At 42.9% G+C, this 17,312-nt stretch carries 25 protein-coding genes; all 25 read right to left on the bottom strand.

Annotation, left to right across the window (positions count from 1 at the left end; genetic code table 11):
* Positions 1 to 1,699: SpaA isopeptide-forming pilin-related protein (locus NE665_RS21130; RefSeq protein ID WP_256302631.1), on the bottom strand; the 1,699-nt coding region annotated here is incomplete at its 3' end.
* Between the two features lie 220 nt (positions 1,700 to 1,919).
* Positions 1,920 to 2,861, bottom strand: coding sequence for a bacterial Ig-like domain-containing protein (locus NE665_RS21125; RefSeq protein WP_178759883.1), 942 nt, complete (start codon positions 2,859 to 2,861; stop codon positions 1,920 to 1,922).
* Positions 2,862 to 2,895: 34 nt separating this feature from the next.
* Positions 2,896 to 3,360 (bottom strand): hypothetical protein, encoded by a 465-nt coding sequence (locus NE665_RS21120; protein WP_178759882.1) that lies wholly within the window; start codon positions 3,358 to 3,360, stop codon positions 2,896 to 2,898.
* A gap of 58 nt (positions 3,361 to 3,418) precedes the next feature.
* Positions 3,419 to 4,450 (bottom strand): HAD domain-containing protein, encoded by a 1,032-nt coding sequence (locus tag NE665_RS21115; protein ID WP_178759881.1) that lies wholly within the window; start codon positions 4,448 to 4,450, stop codon positions 3,419 to 3,421.
* A 123-nt stretch (positions 4,451 to 4,573) separates the two neighbouring features.
* Complete coding sequence (locus tag NE665_RS21110) at positions 4,574 to 4,813, bottom strand: hypothetical protein (protein ID WP_178759880.1); 240 nt, start codon at positions 4,811 to 4,813, stop codon at positions 4,574 to 4,576.
* A 123-nt stretch (positions 4,814 to 4,936) separates the two neighbouring features.
* A complete protein-coding gene (locus NE665_RS21105; protein ID WP_109771466.1) occupies positions 4,937 to 5,236 on the bottom strand; it encodes a hypothetical protein in 300 nt (99 codons plus the stop codon).
* Positions 5,226 to 6,212: a hypothetical protein gene (locus NE665_RS21100; RefSeq protein WP_216881927.1), complete on the bottom strand. Its 987-nt coding sequence runs from the start codon at positions 6,210 to 6,212 to the stop codon at positions 5,226 to 5,228. The genes NE665_RS21105 and NE665_RS21100 overlap by 11 nt, the downstream gene beginning before the upstream one ends.
* Before the next feature lie 63 nt (positions 6,213 to 6,275).
* Positions 6,276 to 6,431 carry a hypothetical protein gene (locus tag NE665_RS21095; protein ID WP_216881939.1) on the bottom strand — a complete coding sequence of 52 codons (156 nt, stop codon included), beginning with the start codon at positions 6,429 to 6,431 and terminating at the stop codon, positions 6,276 to 6,278.
* Between the two features lie 290 nt (positions 6,432 to 6,721).
* Positions 6,722 to 6,916, bottom strand: a complete 195-nt coding sequence (locus NE665_RS21090) for a hypothetical protein (RefSeq protein WP_216881924.1) — start codon at positions 6,914 to 6,916, stop codon at positions 6,722 to 6,724.
* Positions 6,917 to 7,133: 217 nt separating this feature from the next.
* Positions 7,134 to 7,802: a hypothetical protein gene (locus NE665_RS21085; protein WP_216881921.1), complete on the bottom strand. Its 669-nt coding sequence runs from the start codon at positions 7,800 to 7,802 to the stop codon at positions 7,134 to 7,136.
* A 58-nt stretch (positions 7,803 to 7,860) separates the two neighbouring features.
* Positions 7,861 to 7,998 carry a hypothetical protein gene (locus NE665_RS21080; protein WP_216881917.1) on the bottom strand — a complete coding sequence of 46 codons (138 nt, stop codon included), beginning with the start codon at positions 7,996 to 7,998 and terminating at the stop codon, positions 7,861 to 7,863.
* 91 nt (positions 7,999 to 8,089) lie between these two features.
* The gene (locus NE665_RS21075; RefSeq protein ID WP_256302630.1) at positions 8,090 to 9,073 is read right to left on the bottom strand and encodes a hypothetical protein; all 984 of its coding nucleotides are present in this window, start codon (positions 9,071 to 9,073) and stop codon (positions 8,090 to 8,092) included.
* On the bottom strand, positions 9,070 to 9,324 hold the full coding sequence (locus NE665_RS21070) for a hypothetical protein (protein ID WP_002611232.1): 255 nt from the start codon (positions 9,322 to 9,324) through the stop codon (positions 9,070 to 9,072). The genes NE665_RS21075 and NE665_RS21070 overlap by 4 nt, the downstream gene beginning before the upstream one ends.
* A gap of 3 nt (positions 9,325 to 9,327) precedes the next feature.
* Positions 9,328 to 9,549, bottom strand: a complete 222-nt coding sequence (locus NE665_RS21065; RefSeq protein WP_256302629.1) for a hypothetical protein — start codon at positions 9,547 to 9,549, stop codon at positions 9,328 to 9,330.
* Positions 9,550 to 9,639: 90 nt separating this feature from the next.
* Positions 9,640 to 10,011 carry a hypothetical protein gene (locus NE665_RS21060; RefSeq protein WP_216881907.1) on the bottom strand — a complete coding sequence of 124 codons (372 nt, stop codon included), beginning with the start codon at positions 10,009 to 10,011 and terminating at the stop codon, positions 9,640 to 9,642.
* Between the two features lie 86 nt (positions 10,012 to 10,097).
* Positions 10,098 to 10,775, bottom strand: a complete 678-nt coding sequence (locus NE665_RS21055) for a hypothetical protein (protein WP_216881904.1) — start codon at positions 10,773 to 10,775, stop codon at positions 10,098 to 10,100.
* Positions 10,776 to 11,110: 335 nt separating this feature from the next.
* On the bottom strand, positions 11,111 to 11,356 hold the full coding sequence (locus NE665_RS21050; protein ID WP_233104874.1) for an NUMOD4 domain-containing protein: 246 nt from the start codon (positions 11,354 to 11,356) through the stop codon (positions 11,111 to 11,113).
* Between the two features lie 17 nt (positions 11,357 to 11,373).
* A complete protein-coding gene (ssb, locus tag NE665_RS21045) occupies positions 11,374 to 11,832 on the bottom strand; it encodes a single-stranded DNA-binding protein (RefSeq protein ID WP_347285938.1) in 459 nt (152 codons plus the stop codon).
* Positions 11,833 to 12,035: 203 nt separating this feature from the next.
* The gene (locus NE665_RS21040; protein ID WP_347285937.1) at positions 12,036 to 12,437 is read right to left on the bottom strand and encodes a class I SAM-dependent methyltransferase; all 402 of its coding nucleotides are present in this window, start codon (positions 12,435 to 12,437) and stop codon (positions 12,036 to 12,038) included.
* A 58-nt stretch (positions 12,438 to 12,495) separates the two neighbouring features.
* Positions 12,496 to 12,759: a hypothetical protein gene (locus NE665_RS21035; protein ID WP_233104867.1), complete on the bottom strand. Its 264-nt coding sequence runs from the start codon at positions 12,757 to 12,759 to the stop codon at positions 12,496 to 12,498.
* A complete protein-coding gene (locus NE665_RS21030; protein ID WP_216881411.1) occupies positions 12,752 to 13,000 on the bottom strand; it encodes a hypothetical protein in 249 nt (82 codons plus the stop codon). Before NE665_RS21030 ends, NE665_RS21035 begins: the two co-directional genes overlap by 8 nt.
* On the bottom strand, positions 12,978 to 13,871 hold the full coding sequence (locus NE665_RS21025) for a hypothetical protein (protein WP_216881414.1): 894 nt from the start codon (positions 13,869 to 13,871) through the stop codon (positions 12,978 to 12,980). The genes NE665_RS21030 and NE665_RS21025 overlap by 23 nt, the downstream gene beginning before the upstream one ends.
* A gap of 942 nt (positions 13,872 to 14,813) precedes the next feature.
* A complete protein-coding gene (locus NE665_RS21020) occupies positions 14,814 to 15,164 on the bottom strand; it encodes a hypothetical protein (protein ID WP_002611897.1) in 351 nt (116 codons plus the stop codon).
* A gap of 19 nt (positions 15,165 to 15,183) precedes the next feature.
* Positions 15,184 to 16,320, bottom strand: coding sequence for a hypothetical protein (locus tag NE665_RS21015; protein WP_216881417.1), 1,137 nt, complete (start codon positions 16,318 to 16,320; stop codon positions 15,184 to 15,186).
* Positions 16,321 to 17,024: 704 nt separating this feature from the next.
* A partial coding sequence (locus NE665_RS21010) for a hypothetical protein (RefSeq protein WP_256302626.1) occupies positions 17,025 to 17,312 on the bottom strand: 288 nt, incomplete at its 5' end.

The raw sequence follows: 17,312 nt of genomic DNA, 5'->3' as shown, positions 1-17,312 counted from the left end.
TGGAGAATGCCTGAGCCTTGACACGTTCCTTGACCGTTTGTTTCTTTGTAACGATTTCCACACTTTGTCCTGCATAATCGATAGATACATCATACTTTGTAGGATCTAACGTATATCCAGTACTTGGAGTCTTTTCCTGAAGAGTATATTTACCTAAGTAAAGATTACTTACAGACGCTTTTGCATTGGCATCCGTCGTCAGTGAAGTGACTAATGCACCTTTCGCATATTTGACTGATTGATCTGCAGGATCCAGAATATTTTCTTTTGCCTTCAGTTCATATACAGCTCCTTTTAAAGTAGCTTCGCCCTGTGCGGCCGAGCCGGTGACACTATCTTCTTTTGTGATTTCTAAACGACCTGACTGTCTTTCATCTTCGCCGGTGACCGTGATTTTTTGCTCATTAGTAGCAATCGTAACAGGGTAGGAGATCTTGTTTAAGATATATCCTGATGGAGCGATGACCTCTCGGACTGTGTACTCACCAAATCTCAAATAACCAGATTCTACATAGCCGGTTGCCTTTGTAACAAGACGTTCCAGCTCTTGTCCTTTATCGTTGTAGATGGCATAGGTAGCACCTGCGACCTGCTTGCCGGAATCAGGGTCGATCTTACGCAGCTGTACCTTACCCTTTACCCAGTTATTACGTGCAGTATAGGTCGTCGTCTGATTGGCTTCGACAGTTACTTCATGGATAGTACTATCAAGCACCAGATGACTAGGGACTATAGTCTCCTGCACATAATATTTCTGTGGTAATAGGTCATTGACGGTTACAGTACCATCGGAACCAGTCGTATAGGTTCCAACAGGGGAGGACATATCTGCATTCTTGGATACTTTGAAGGAAGTGTTCGGAACTATAGTCCCATCTTCATCCTGTTTTGTGATCTTCAAAGAGCCGTATTTTTCAATATCAAGATTGATAGCAATGCTTCTAGGGTCAGTTTGTTTTGCAGTTACAACATCTTGTGAAGCAGTAGAAGTGTAAAGCATTGTAGTACCTACACATTCTTCTTTTATTAACTGATATTTCACTGTAGCATTTTCTGGAGCATTACTGGAAGCAGTGATAGTCAGCTTATTTCCACTTTTTGATACGGTGATTCCTTCACTTTTAGAAGTTAGAAAATAATAGGAAAATACGCCATTTGTATCAGTCAATGTGATTGATTGTCCAACTTTGATAGTTTCATCCGTGCCATTAAATGACGGCTTTTTACTAAACAAAGTATCGATTTGCTTTTGAATATTAGTTTTTTTAGCTTCATATCCGGAATAGGAAGTGCTATTGATCGTAGCACCAAGTGCTTCCCAAATTAAAAACTGTGTAGCTAGATAGTCCTCATCTGTCTTATCAGATAGTTGCCAGCCGACATATGCTATTCTTTCAATTTTGTTTCTTTCTGATCGTGCAAATTCAGATACTGAATAGTTGGCATTTTCATTCACCAACTGTCCCGGTTGAACACAAAAGGCAACTTCACCATCTGCGTAGATGTGTTCAGTATCATTTGCCCATACCATGTGCCCGTCCTTATCGGTTACCTGAAAGCTGTAGGCTATTTTTTTTGCCAATTTCACTTCTGGTTTTGCGGCCTTTATGGTTTGCGGCATTGATAGATTTGATATAATCATAAAGAAAACCGCTAGATAAGTAAGAATCTTCTTTTTGATTTCTTTGTATCGTTTCATAAAATCTCCTTTCCTTGTACAGTCTAAAATAGAAAAAGACCGGCTCTTACCGATCTTGTTTAAATATAGGATGTTATGTACGACTGTACAGATACGACCTTTCATTTATTTTGGGCGTGACCCCTTTATGGTGGTGCACACTTATAATAATTCATCTTTTCACCTCATATTTAAGAGCATCTAAAAAGGCAGGAAATCCCGCCTCCTATCTTTTTCATTTTCAATACTCGAAATCAACGGCATAGCCAACGATATTATTACAAGTATCATACATTGGTCCATAGAAAAAACCCATTATTTTATTAGCAGGATCAGATTCCATTTTTTCACCAAATGCTTTTGCTTCCGCTTCTGTCTTAAATATTATACCTCCATACCCATATTCTGTACTTGGAATTGTACAACTTTGAGGTTTCTGTATTTCTGCTGGTTTGGAGGTTCCGGAATTTCCAGAAGATGACCCTCCTGATGCCGTACCACTCTGTCCACTGGATCCTGAATTTTGATTGGACTGTGCAGGTGAGGAAGGGGAAGCTGACTGTGTCTGCTGACCAGTGTTATTGTTCTGAGAAGCTATGGCCTCGGAGCTCTGTTCAGTAGTCGTTTTCTTTTCAGCCTTTTTCTTCACAACAACATCAAATGTCTTATCTGTTGTATTCTCATTCGCATCATAAGCTTTCACTGTTACCTTGTATGTTCCAGTCTTCTTCACGTTAAGCTTTCCTTTGTCAATCGTATATCCGGATTTTTTAATTTCCTTGTCACTGTACTTCAGGTCACCGTCAACTGGATCCTTTACGGATTTCACATTATCCTTAAGATTCAGCTTGTCTCCAGCTGTAATCGTGATTTTATCCTTTTTCAGTACGATTTCCGGTTTCTTCGTATCATGGACCGTGATCTTGATTTCTTTTTCTATGCTCTTATCTCCATCACTGAATGTGACTTTCAGCGTCTGTCCTCCGACTTTCTTTGCGTCATATCCGGAAACCTTGTCGACTTTGACATTCTCATCTGACTCCTTTGCGTCATATAGTTTATCGTTATCCAGCTTATCACCATACTCTACAGTCAGACTCTCGGTCGTTTTGACCTGCAGCTCTTTGGCACAGCCCGTCAATATCAATGCTGCCACTGCTATCATGCTTAATAGTTTCTTCATGTTCTAAATCCTCCTTATCACCCATTTAGAATTTTTACTGTTCTGTTTTTTTATTCAGTCTTTTGAAATATTTTTTTATGAATTCACGTTTGAATTTTTCTTCTTCTTTTTCATATGCTTCCTGGTATTTTTCCAGCGTCATTCCTTTAGGCAGCTTTGGATACATCACATATTGTTTCAAATGTTCGAATTCTCTCACAACTGCCAATCCTTTTTCAGTAGGGATATAGTTGAATAGCATTATACCTCCAAGACTATTTATGATACGCTTTGTATCATCTACAGCATCTTTTACATCTAATCCTTCAAGGATACTACTGATCGTGCTTGTGACTGCTCCATAGTCGATATCTTCATATCTCACTAGATCTTCCCTTAAAAGATGTTCCAGTGCCTTATCGAAATCTTCGATTTCACTTCGTTCGATGATGTATTCATCACTTTTTAGAAAGGGGCGCATGTGGATTCCACATAACAATACAATTTCATTTACAGTCATATTTTCCTCCATGCGGTTCTGCCGCTATCCTCTGCTTACCTGGCAACTTGCCAGGTTATTACATCCATCTAGTTTCTTCTTTCAACGATTTTAGTATGTCTGGTAAATCTTCTGAGGCGTTCTTTAAATAATCGTATCCCTTGTTATAGCCTAAAGATACCAAAAACACAGATTCATATTCTCTTTTTCCCTCACATCGAGGATGTCTAGGGATACTATAGCTCCGTAATAATCTGCATCGTCCATCCATTTCTTCCTGGTAACTGGTTATCAGCGCATCGATATCCTGCTCATAGAGATAGCTTACGATATGATTCAGGATAAGGCTGTAGTCATTTATGGTGTCATAGTAACGCTTCAAATTGATACAGAAGAGAGCTATTTTCTGAACTTTTCCGTCCTTCTCATATTCTGTGATCTTGTATTTCACATTTCCCACCAGATCGTCCGGATCGCTTCGATGGATCTGCGATACAGTGATCTTTGATATCTCGTCTTCCTGTTCATATTCAAAATGATGATTACTAGAAAGTAACTTTTTGCAGTAATCATAATCCTTCGTATTCATGAATTCGCGCGTCCAACAGCCATGTTCTCCAAATTTGATGAAAACGAAAAAGTTGTCATCGATCACGATATGATTGCTCACATCCGGATTCTCTTCCAGATATTTTTGTATCGCTCTCTCTTTGTTTCTATCCGGAGACTCCGCGATCCCCGTTATGAAGACATCCAGATCATGGATCCGGAATAACGCCTTCAACTGTTCGATCGATTTACCATATATCCAGGAAGAGTGTACGATCACTTCGCTGCAAGTCTCCTCGATGAGCTTCTTTAGGATACCGACAGCGGCAAGGTCCCAATCGTAGTAAACGGCAGCTACATCATAACGATCCAGGCTTAGATAGATCTCATCATCATATTTTTCACGTAGGAACTGTGCTGTTTCTTCCATGTGGTGACGGAATCTTCGCTCATTACGAGTCGGCTGCAGTACACCGTCGATATCTAAGAATATGACGCTTCTTTCCTTCCGGATGTCGTCCCCATCTTCCTTACAGAACTGTTTCGATCTATATATTGACATATCTACACCTCCAAACCATGCTCGATCGATGTCTCATTGAGTGTATTCATTTTAATAAAATACCTCTATCTTCTCCTACATGGCAACTTGCCAGGTAGCTGATTTTTTCTACTTTATATCGGGTCACTTCAAAGTGATTCCTGTTTTTTCTTCTACTGATTCCACATACGTATCTACGTCGATATAACCTTTTGAAAGATCCTCCGCTTTACTCATGACTTGAGAAAGCACATATTCGATATCTTCCTTTGGTAAGCCTGCCTCAAATAATACCTCTGCTACAGTCGATGCGTAGATTCTGCTGGTCGTTTCTACCAGTCGCTGCTCTCGCATCTGTTGCAGCTGCACGTCTCTTCTACTCATTGCATCTTCCTTTCCTCTTTCTATCTATCGCTGTACTCTCCTGTACCTGGCAAGTTGCCAGGTCAGGTTCAGACACTCTTTTCCAACTAAATTCTACTATAGTAGAAGTTCAAAGACAAGTGTTTACCCGCTCTGCCTATCTACGATTTCTTTCATTTTCTTTCTTTGTTTTGCTTTTCTCATCCTTCGATATAGCAGGAACGTTATGGCAAGGACGATGATCAGTAGGAGGGATAGAGTCGCAAGTCGTATACTATCGTACAGGAACTGCAGTGTGATAATCGTGAGAAGGATGAGTACGATGACACCCACGGTTATCCATAAGAGATGACATAATACTTTTTTTGTATACGACGCTCCGTGAAAGCCGGAGATTCGTGCATGGTCCTTCCTCATGAACTTCTCTAGTCTATCAGGATCCATAGGATAACACCTTCTCTTTCTCCAGTTCTGTAATGAGCATCTGCTCTAGCTGTATGTCCGCTTCCTCCTGCATCCATCGCATGTCCTCCGTGTTCAAAGCAGGGCGGAAAGGGAGAGTAGGGTCCAGTGCTGCTCGTTTGTCCCATAGCTCCAGTGTTAGATCGTCTTTATCGATGATCCCCTCCAAACTGTCTTCATCCAGATCTTGTGAAGCTAACCACTCATCACAGCGATCCTTCAGTATCTCGCTGATCTGTCCTTTTTGGACATATTCGTGATAGCGGGATAGGACAGGTTCCATATCCTCCTTCGTGTATACGTTTAGATCAGAAACTGTGACACCTTCGATTCCTATCATCTTCAAGAGCTCAGTGCCGCTTCCTTTTGCTATCGGAAGGCCATCATATAAGAGGACCTGAAGATGGGTGCCATCTTCCTGGATCTCTTCTGTCAGCGTGTAACCTTTATGTGCACGTACGTACGCTTCCAATAATCCTTCCTGTACTTTCTTCGGCATCTCCTTATGCTGGAGAATGTTGACCAGATCCGTTGCGATCTTTCGTGCCTGCGCAAGGGAATAGACAAGTCCCGGCAGCAACTTATGCCCGAGCAGTTGAAGTGCGTCGTCCTTTTCGTCATAGAGATCCATAGCTTCGTCCTGAAGCCGGACTGTTATGCTTTTCATTTCCTTTGGATCCTGTATTCTATATTCGACCAGATTCTTATGCCAGCCCTTACGCTGTATATCCGGTTCATCATCGATCAACAGCATCACTTTTAGCCCTTCACTCTTAGTGAGATCATATGCTTCTCTGAGATCTGATAAAGATAGAAAGCAAACACCATCTAAAGATTCTTTTCGCAGTCTGTCTATGACCTCGTCACTGACGCAGCGTAGATAATAGTCTTTGACTCCCGGATACTTACGTTCACAATTCGCATTGATATATCCTTTTTTGTTTTTCAAATCATTCATAGCTTTTGAACACCTCCTTTTCTATCTACCTGGCAAGTTGCCAGGTAGTTATCTTGTCTTTTGTCATTCTGGATCTTTATCCTCCTGTATCATCTCGTGACCTTCATCCATGTTCTCATATCCGAACATACGTTCTGCTTCATCGCTTGCTTTACAGAGAGCATAAGAGAATATACTGCAGAGAACGAGGAATATTCCCATTAGGATCATCCACATCATGTTTCTATCACCTCCTGTGAAATTTTATCATCTGGATAGTGACACCTTCCTTAACTCTTCCATACAGCAAAGAACATCACGTCGTGCCGGGCTTTGAGATACATCCGGAAAGAGAACGTTCCATCTCAGACATATCCATCCGATCCGGAGCTTTTATATTCATTAACAGATATGGTACATAGCACGCTTTCCTTTCGTAAGCTTTTACCCCATACCGTAGCGCTCCTCTCATGAAACTCCGTACGATGTGTACAGGCAGGGAAAGAAGATAGTAGCTGTATATCCACGTCTCAACATTGTGTATCGTTGCCTTCCGTATCCGGGTATAGGAACGCATAGATCGTCAGTTGGACCGGTTCCTCTAATTTCAACTTGCCTCCGGTTTCCTGTAAGCACTGTCTACAAAGCAGCTTCCCGGAGGAAGTATCATAGTCGTATGTCCATTTTCCGCAATGACAGCATTGCTCTTTATACTTGTGTTTCATATGTTTCCTCCTAAAGACCATCAACTGGTCATTTGCTGTTTTCTTGTAAGGTTTCCAACTTGATGAACAAAAAGCTGTTCATATCGATTTCTAAAGCATGTGCAAGCTGAATGACACTGGATAGGGAAGGATCTTTGATCCTATGCTAAATACCTTTTTCTCAGAATATCCATATATTCTAATATACGTTCGCACAGGTCTTTAAAAGATGATACCACTATCCTTTGACCTCTTGTCTCGATAAGATCGTTTCGAATCGATCGAGCATCCAGAAAAATGCCAGGAAGATCAGTACCAAAATATTTACTATGATGTTCATATACACTTTCAACAAGACCATCATGGAACCCACAAGGATAAGATATTCAGCTATTTCGATAAAAAGGATATCTATTTTTTTATCATGAAGCCACATTACACCATAAAAAGCAACGATGATCCCTATCAGAAGTACTGTGACTATACCGATCAGAGTAAATATGAAGCCGCATAGGATATCGGCGAGGGCTTGTATACCGTTTTTGAGATCCTTGATAGGCGAGATCCCTTCTGCTCCCTTTTCTTCGATCATTTCTATATCGTTATGATCGCTCCCGTTTTTGAGGTACTTGTGAGTATCCAGATAGTCTATCATAAGTTTTGATAGAAGCATGAAAGGGATAGCTTGACAAAATAAGCAAACGATATGCAGGATCCGCTGCATACCAGCTCCTTCCATAACATACATAACGATTTTGAGCAAGATGAAGAGGAAGCAAGGTACGATAGATACTATGACGCATAATACTAAGGTTGCGCATACTGCCAGAGCTATGCATGCTGCCAGAAAATAGAAATGAGCGAGGACCGGCCTCATCCTTCTTTTGAATGCCTCCATTTTTTTCACACCTTCCGTTCTTCCTTGCAGTTTGGATCGATTACCTGGCAACTTGCCAGGTGATGTCTTACTTTATTATGATCTGCCATTTTGCATGATACAGCGCTTGGATATGCTTAGGCAGACCATAGAACCAAGTCTTGTCGACGGTTACGATATTCCCGTTCTCCTTGTTTCTCAGTACCAGATATTTCTTTTTCTTCATTCGATGATTTCCAAGATCACAGTGTGTGGAGCGTCAGAGTTCTTATAGTGCCGGCTACGCATTTCTTCCACACTCAACAGATCATCACGTTTCATTGTGACCCTAACCTCCTTTCCGATCGTCTTCTATCCTCTTCATGGTTCATCCCGTCTTCCTTCCCATATGTCTGCCAGAGCAGTTCCAGCTCCTGTCGTTCAAGTTTCTTCTCCTCAAGCAGTCTCTGTGCGATCAGGGCTACCAGATCCCAGTGCGCATACAGGACCTGTGTACAGTGCTTCCGGCAGTCTTCATACAGCGTATAGCGCTCCTGTCGCGGCATCTGCTGCAGGAGTTCGAAACACCGGTTATGGTCGTCAACTGAGGATAGCTCGGAATAGACCATCTTCTGTGCAAGCATCCCATATCTTCTCGCTGCGATATCTCCAGCGAGTAACTTGCACAGTATCATGCGCAGAGGCAATTCTTGTTTCTCATAGCGGCAATATCCTCCCACCGGACCATCCTTCCCCTGCAGGAGGACGATCTCCATCGGTATCACGCCATCGTTCATCGACATGATGGCATGTCCGGCTTCATGGATGGCGATGATATCGATATCTTCCTCTGTTAGGATCGCGACTGTTTTGCGGTATGTCTGCATCCTTCCCTCATCGCAGACGCAAAAGAGTGCATGTAGTATGAGAAACACCAGATACAGCAGGGAACGTAGGATATCCGCGCCCTGATAGAGGAAGTCGGAAAAGATGGTCACATTCATATAGAAGAGGAGGAACGGGAAGCCCACCTCTTTCTGAAACAAGTAGCGTACCAGCACGATGAACAACAGGACCATCCGGCACAGCAACAGGATCTCCTTCTCATCAGGGAGCGCTTTGCGTAAGCCGCAAAGCGTATAGACGCATGCGAATGTCAGGGACATCGTCAATACCACTTCGGTCAGTATGGAAAGGGAGGTCTTCAGGATACAGACCAGATGATGCGACGTCATATGCCGGATATAGGTCCCCGCCTCATTCTTCCATAGAAGGAATCCGATGAGGAGGAAGTACGTGATCGTGACGACCACGTACGTCATTCGCTGATGACCTCCAGGATCACTGTTCTCGATCTGGAAGGCTTCGAGCGATTTTGACTGATCGACCCATCTTCATTGATAGGATCATCATCCTTTACGATGACCCTGACCTCTTTTCCGATCTTCTCCCTGCAATAGTCTGCGATCGCTTTTTTCCCGAAACGCACATATGCCGCATAAGCGATGATGGTATTGTTGTAATTCTGTAAAGTAAGTAATTGTATCTGTGGTAAGTAATCTTCTAAGGTCATGTTTTATCGCTCCCTTGCGTTTTGTCCCATCTTGTATGCGCAGACGCCTAAAGAGAAGCCGGCTGAGATGAGGCAGGGGATACTGATGTAGTTCAACTCTCCCTGCAGCATGACGATCAGTAACAGCTCCGATATACCGGCAACATAGATCCAGAAAGTGTTGTACAGACAGTCCTCTTCCGTATCTGCAGTCAGTTTCGCTTTTAAATATTTATTCTTCTTCATGTCCATCTTCTCTCTTTCTCCGATTTTCTTTTCCCAGCAGATAACAGAGGAATGCCGAGATGTTGATGATCAGGAATACGATCAGCTTCCTTATATCTTCCATCCCTCGTCCTCCTGATATCTCCTTTTCGTTCTGCATGAAATGGCAACTCCTATATCCATTCTCGTCGCTTCCATTGCTGTCACCATTTTTTTATCATGCAGATACATCAGCTTCAGAAAGTCTTCCCTGCAGGGGGTGACTGGTCGCCCTATGATCCCGTCTCTTCGTGCTTTCCGTACCTCTCGTAACTGACGGTCTCTGCGTATCTGTTCCTCTTGAAGGACAGCTTCACATGCCCGTATCAGGCATGCGAATGGTTCCGGCGTCTGTTGATCGATTCCTTCCTCCGGCAACTGCACGTATCTCGTCTTTACCGCCTGCAATGCTTCTGATAATCCTGTATATGTTTCACTCTTCATATGATCCCTCCTCACGATGGTCTTATCTGAAAAAACGGATATATGTATGACTTCATCCGATGACACCTTGGAGCGCTCGACAAGCTTCATGCATGACAGGTGCTTTCCAGGATCTCACGCAGCATCGCCTCCAGACGATAGATATCGCTTGCTATCTTTATCCGCACATGGTCGATACCTTCTTCTTGTTTTGGCAATCGTTGAAGACATTCTTTCAAGTGATACTGTAACTCCTGTTGATGTTTTTTCGAATAACTGCGCAGGCGAGCTTCCACTTCCTCCCACGTGACCTTTTCAGACCCATGAACGAGCTTCAGATCATCGCAGCTGTTTCCGTAATCCTCCATGATATCGACAATGCCATCCTCTGTGTCGATATAGAAGTTTACGAACTGATGTTCCCGATCTTCCATGATCACTCCATCCTCTTTCATCGTTGCTTTTATCCATTCGAAATAAAGGGGAGTATACCGGAATGCTTCCTGTATACAGCGCTTCTGTATATCTGTCTTTGCCAGCTTTAGAGATTCGCTCTCTGTCAACGGGGTCGCATGATGCGGATCGAGTGCTTCATTGCGCCGCTGATACCACTGATGGGCCAATTCTGTCTCATCATCACCTCCGCGATGCTCATCAGATGCGACTAGATCATATACAAAGGATTCTAGCAGCTCGGAAACCTTCTGATCGTGCTGTGCTGCAGCCTTTACGAGCTGCTCTGCTTCTGTTTCTGTAAGTCTTAGCTTGATTTCATATTCTTCCATTTCTATATCCTCCTTCATCATCTTTTCCTATTAGCGATATGTCCCTCATATCCAGCCTGAAGAATCATCTACGACCTCAGACCATACGAAGCGATAGCCGGTCGCATTCTTTCTCGTCTTTCCATTACAGCTGTCCAGGATCGTCTAGTAGCTGCAGTATTCCTTTGTCGCTGCTTCTCTGGAGCTTTTATAAAAGGCAAGCACATTTCTGTTTTCTAGATCCACCTTATGGATCCCTCTTCGTCGACTGCGGCTTGCGAACATGCTTCCTGCCTCTTGCTTCGACAAAAGAGTCAGGTTCACCAGCCTGTCATCTGTATTCAGGCCCGTGTGGATCAAACTGTAGCGCTTCGTATCATAGTCCCCACGAAAGGCTCTCCATACGAGCTGTGCGATCTTGACTTCCTTCTTGTTGATCTTGATGAAGTAGGGAGGGACGCCTTTAGCAGATACGGCTTCAGCATCCGCTCTCTTTTGTTTTTATAGATACGCTTGACTCTTCCCATGTTGGAGATATAAAGATTCTTTGTCGTATCGACTAACCTCCACACCTCCACATCGATCTCTTTTTGTGTTATCATACGTATCGTTTCCTTCATCAAAATGGCAGATCGTCATCGGAGATATCCAGTGCTGCAGTGCTCGTGAACTCACTGGAGAAGGATGGATAGCTGTTGCTCGCAGCAGTGCTGCTCTGCATGCTTTCCTGTCCGGGCACGTAGGCACTGTTCGTACCTTCTGCATTCCTACTATCCAGAAAGCGCACATTATCCGCGACCACCTCTGTTACATATACATGCTTGCCATCCTTGTCATCATAGCTGCGCGTCTGGATACGACCCTCTACACCTACCAGAGAGCCCTTGTGCGTATACTTTGCTACACTGTCCGCGGTCTTGTTCCAGACAACAGTGTTGATGAAGTCAGCTTCCGGCTGTCCCTCCTGTTTGAAAAGTCGGTTGCATGCGACCGTAAAAGATGTGACCGATGCGCCATTCGTCGTCTTCCGTAATACAGGGTCCTTCGTCAATCTTCCCACTAATACGACTCTATTGATCATGATAGTTCCTCCCATTTACATATTCATTAAGCTCTTGGATCGGCATCGTCCAGGTCTCTTCGAAGTGTTCCTTTATGAAATCGAAGACCTCGGTAAGTCCTTTATCATGGATCCATCTCATCATTTGGACGTGCTGCCGGACACCATCGCATCCACGGAACAGGTATCTCAGCATGATGACGTTTCTGTATATACTCCACTTATGATATCTCTTCATTTTGACATCCCTCTTTTGTGAATACGAGCCAATGGGTATCACCACGTCTGTTTCCGAATAAAGGCGTCGTATCCATGAGCTTCAAGACCTCATTGACTCTGATCTGACATTCGTTCCATTTGAAAATCAAGAAGCCTCCTGATTTCAACACTCTCATACATTCTTTGAACCCTTGCGCGATATCCTGCGGCCAGGTTTCACTGAGCTGACCATACTGAGCCTTCATGATAGAATTCGGTCCAGCCCAGCGAAGATGTGGAGGATCGAATACGACCATATCGAATCGTCCATCATCATATGGGATATTTCGAAAGTCTCCGACCACATCAGGATCGACATGGACATGCTTTCCATGGATATCTCCATGTTCTTGCCTGATATCCATATAAACGACATCGGGATGGTGTTTTTGGAACCAGAACATTTTTGATCCACAACAAACATCAAGTATTCTCTTTGCCAAGTCCATCACCGCCCAGATAGGATCTCATGCTCTCCAGCCATACTTGGTATGCTTCTTCTCCGTAATAAGTTCTTGGATCGACTTTGAATCGCATACATTCGCTGACACAAGGATCATAGACCGCTGTATCGCCGGTATCCAGAAAGATCGTATCCTCCCGATAATGACCGGTCTCGTTATAATACGCTTCCCATATCCGGATCTGCTCTGTGATTCTTTCCAGTAGGACCTCATTGTCATTCATCACAAACACCACCTTCATAGTCACTGACTTCTTCATCAGGACTAAGCTTCTTTACTCTTGCGTTACAATCAGCACAATAGATGAACTTACTAATCAACGAATGGGTTGCATTTCGATACATGTCACTATTATCAGCTTCACGGCCATCTGTTCGAAAAAAACATGAGCATCTTCCTTTAAAACTTTCTTTCACATAAAATTCTTTTTCGTTTCCACATTTATGACATTTTAATCGTTTCATACTTTTCCCTCCTGTAGATTACATTGCTTAAAAGGTCCTCTTCGTTTAGTGGATATCTTCCCTCGATTTGGCATTTGTAGAAGACTTGAAGCCCACGTAAGTAAAACGCAACGATCGGGTTCAGACGCATCCTACATTCTGTCCGCAGCCATCGCTCCTCCTGATCATGACGATAGGGCAGGTCTTCATCCAGTTCGATCCTCAGGAGGAATTCTTCATGGCATGAGGACTCTTGTGCATACTGCAGATATCGCTCATATTCTGTCAAGGAGATCGGTCCCTCCTTATCTGCTTTTCGGTAACGCTCTATGATATCGTCATATGCAGCGCTTCCAAGCCATAAATGACTTTTGAAATCGCCGGTAGATAAGGCGTCGGCAAACTGAGAGGGCTTCATCTTGGTCCAATCGTCCTTCCAGCTCAGTCTCTGAGGGAAGGTGAAGACGGCATTTCCTGATGCACTGCATACGAAGATCTGATTCCTCCAAAAGAGGTATTCTGTTTTCATTTGGAATTCCGTATCTATCCAGATCAACCGCCACATATCCGTGCTGAGTTCTGTAAGAGTGAAATCTTTTCCTGATATAGGGATACTTTTCTGATATCTCCTCCAGACACTGCGGATCACATCATGGAATCTCACGGCAATCTCACCACGTCGATGAGCTACTTCCTCATCCGTGATGCATCGCTTTCCATTTTCTAATACACATTCGAATTCTGCTTCGAAATTATAGAGCAGGGTATCCTCCTCGATCGGAAGCTCCATGTCTGCCCATCTCTCAAGATATTCCATCATGCTCTTCTGCAGGGACCCATCTGCGATCCGCTCATAGAATTCTTCCTTGTTTTTGAAATGAAACGTCATCATACTTTCTGTCCTCCTTATATGTTCCTTCTATCGTAAAGCTATGTACCTTACACTTTCTACGCACCGCGATGAGCCGGAGCAGTCAAGGAACGGAACGTAGGGTGGAGATTTTCCGATAGGAAAATACGACCCGGTCATTGACGGTGTAGGCACATGCGGTATTCCATAGCTACATGGCAACTTGCCATGTAGCCGCCGGCTCCCATGCCGGCAGCTTTTCGAGCGAATTCTAAAAGATACCTGGCAAATTGCCAGGTACCAGCTTTTTTTATGATACTGTATAGTTTGATACAGACTCTTTCGATAATGATAAGTGCTCCTTACAGAAATGATCCTTTGGCCCAGCATGTAGAGACCGATTTATTTTTTCATACTCTTTGACAGGAAATAGAGTATCATTCTGTAAAGGCTTGGGAAAGCAAATATAGAGTATTGACGATACTCAATCCGGTTATTGTATATAATACGATCAAGAGCAATCGTATTTTGCTATATATACTCATATGCTTTATCAAGAGAAACATGGCCTGCGCCATATTTGCTATGAAAAGCATGATTATGATGAATGTTAGTGGATCTATATCCATATTCACACCTCTTTTTCATTGGTGTTGATCAGCCACTTGTATGCAATTGCAGAGAAGAATGTGATCATCCACAAACATTCTGCTACAAACCCTAAGATGTTCATTTGTCATATCTCCTTTTTATCTTTTTCTGATTTGTAATACTTCTACTTACACTTTCTATTGACCATCCCTTGATGGTGTAGGTACATGGCAACTTGCCATGTAGCCGCCGGTGTTCATGCCGGCAGAGTCTTTTGATTCAGCTTTTTGTATTTGTTGGGCCAGCTAAAGGTCGTTTTTGTCCTTTTCCCAGCAAAGATCAAGCTGAGAGAGGAAAATAAAACACCGCATGAGAAGCAGTGTTAAGGAATATCTATTCGTTTGTTTTATTGTAGAATACGGAAAGGTCATCACAGCGGATCTGTTCGAATCGTTTTTCCAGTTCTTTCAGCCATCCTGTAGGATATGCTACATCCGCTGCAACATCTCTGCAGTATTTGAACAGCAGATAGTGACAGATATCCTCATCCGTTCCGAATACCCGGATCCCACGCGGATCCTCAAGGACTCTGTATCGCTCGTTTTGTTTTAGGACATATTCCCTGTCATCATCTCCATGTCCGATACAGTATTCATGATCTTCCTCGCTGATCTCGATGATGATCCTTTGTGAAGTGGATGCCAGGTCATTCCGTAGTAAAAATAATAGTTTCGCTTGTTTCATGTATTCTTTCCTCATCTTCTTACAATGCCTGTATATCAGTAAAGAACTGATCCAGCAGGCATTGGATACTGCGATCTAATTCATAGACGTTCTGGTGATAATAGTCCAGCTGATGTTCATTCCCTGTCTCATCATGGAAGACTCCGTTACGGAACCTGGTCCTGTATTTGTGAAAGATCGACAAGACCTGTTTATATGCCCGGCTATGCTCTGTCCGTCCGCCTTTCGCTTCATTGTAGTGTGTGAATACGATATCCTCTGCGCAGAATTTCTTCAGTAGGTAATTCGTCGTATATTCGATGGTCTGCTTTGCGAAGTTCAATGCAGCAATACGTCGGCGTACATAGCGATGATACTCCGGCTTGCATTCCGTCTTATGGAGCCGTTTTCCTTTCTTGACATGATCCGTCTTACCGCACACTCGCAATACTGCGTCCAGGAACTTTTGACGCAGCTTCCAGATGAATTCATCCCACAGGTTACGGCCACTCTGCATGTCTTTTCCGTAAACGAAGTTTTGCAGGGAATTGCTGAAGACGGCCTTCGATGGGATACGGTTACCATCCTTATCCAGTCGATAGTCACCGGCTCTATATTTCAACACCTTGTATCTTTCCGGACAATCCGCACTTGCGAATCTTCCGGTCCTGCTGTCGAACCAGCCATCCTTCTTGTAAACCATCCATTGTGTCCTGGCGATATAGATCCTGTCTATCATGGTTATTCTAGCATAAGTACCGCATCCCATGGTGATATTTTCAACGAAATAAGGGATCGGCTGTTTCAGACCACACAGCTGCAGGACGTACTGACGTATGAAGCGTTTCCGTTCCTCAATGGTCTGGAGCTTCTTCGGATACAGGACTGTGATGGAGACCGCATAACGGGTATTGCGTTTCTTCGTGCAGGCATGATCCATGAAATCCAGGTAGGCATCAAGAAAGGTGTCTTTCTGCATGGGAAGCTCCATGTCGAAGAAAAAAGGAGTATCCTCTATATACTCCAGAAAAGCATCCCTGTTCAAAGGGGAGAAGTGGATATAAACACCCTTGGAATATCCATCTACGAAGAGTTCGTCTGATACGAAGTCGAAACGATAGTTCTTCGACTTATAGCATTTGATGAGATCATCGAATATCATCTGGTCGAGTTCCATTTTATGATTCCTTTCTTTATTTTTTTATGTCTGAAGATAGCACTGATAGATTGCCATACGCTATCAGAGCAGCGCTCTCTTATCTATACACAAGCTCGTACGCGACTTGTTTATATAGACTTTTATTCATAGTTTAATTTTAATTTCAAACTTTATTTCAAAGCTTCAGAGCATCGTTTTGTCATGATATATATAAATCTTTATCTAAAAATGAGAAAAGCCTTCTACAAGGCTTTTCCGGTCGTTGTAGCGAGTATTTTCGTTTGAGACACTTTTTCTTCGAGGGTGGAATTTATGAAGTGATGAAAATACTAAAAACTTTATTCTCAGTTCTAAGATAAAGTATAGTCGTTTTACATCATTACTTGAAAAAAGAAAATCAAACCTATGATATAGATTAGAATACTAAACACTATATACAAAAGCCAAACTACAACGATCATAATATAGAAAAAACGTATGAATGAATAGATATATGTGATCGGACGTCTCGTTTCGTATTCTATTTTAAAAGATAGATTGTTTATTCGGGGACCGAGGCCGAGATCCCACTCTGGCTGATCATCAAAGAGAAGGCAAAGCCATATACCGTTATTTATGATAAATATCATTACGATATTCTCATAGATATACTCACAGATCTTGATAAACAACTGAACCACCTCCTGTCACTCTATATATTGATATTCATCAAAATGTCATATTCAATATAGACCATCAGACAAAGCGCTGTCTTCATATATGTTCGTGATGATATATCGTTTATCTTTTTTCGTAACCTCCATACGGCACAGATATCGTTCTTGATCGCTGAAATCTCCTCGTGTGACGCGCTGTGTATAGATCACAGAGACTTCGTAGCTTCCTTCTTTCTTCCATCGATAACTGTATCGTGTATCTGTGATCTTCGTTTTCGTGATAGAATCCTTATCTACCTTTGCAGCCTGTTCTTTTTCGGCTTGTATTTCCTCCTTGCTCATCTCAGGGGACAA

It is taken from the genome of Clostridium sp. DFI.1.208, from assembly GCF_024463855.1.
Classification (GTDB): Bacteria; Bacillota_I; Bacilli_A; order Erysipelotrichales; family Erysipelotrichaceae; genus Clostridium_AQ.
The sequence above is the reverse complement of the archived record's forward strand: the minus strand, read 5'-3'. Positions and strand labels throughout refer to the sequence as shown.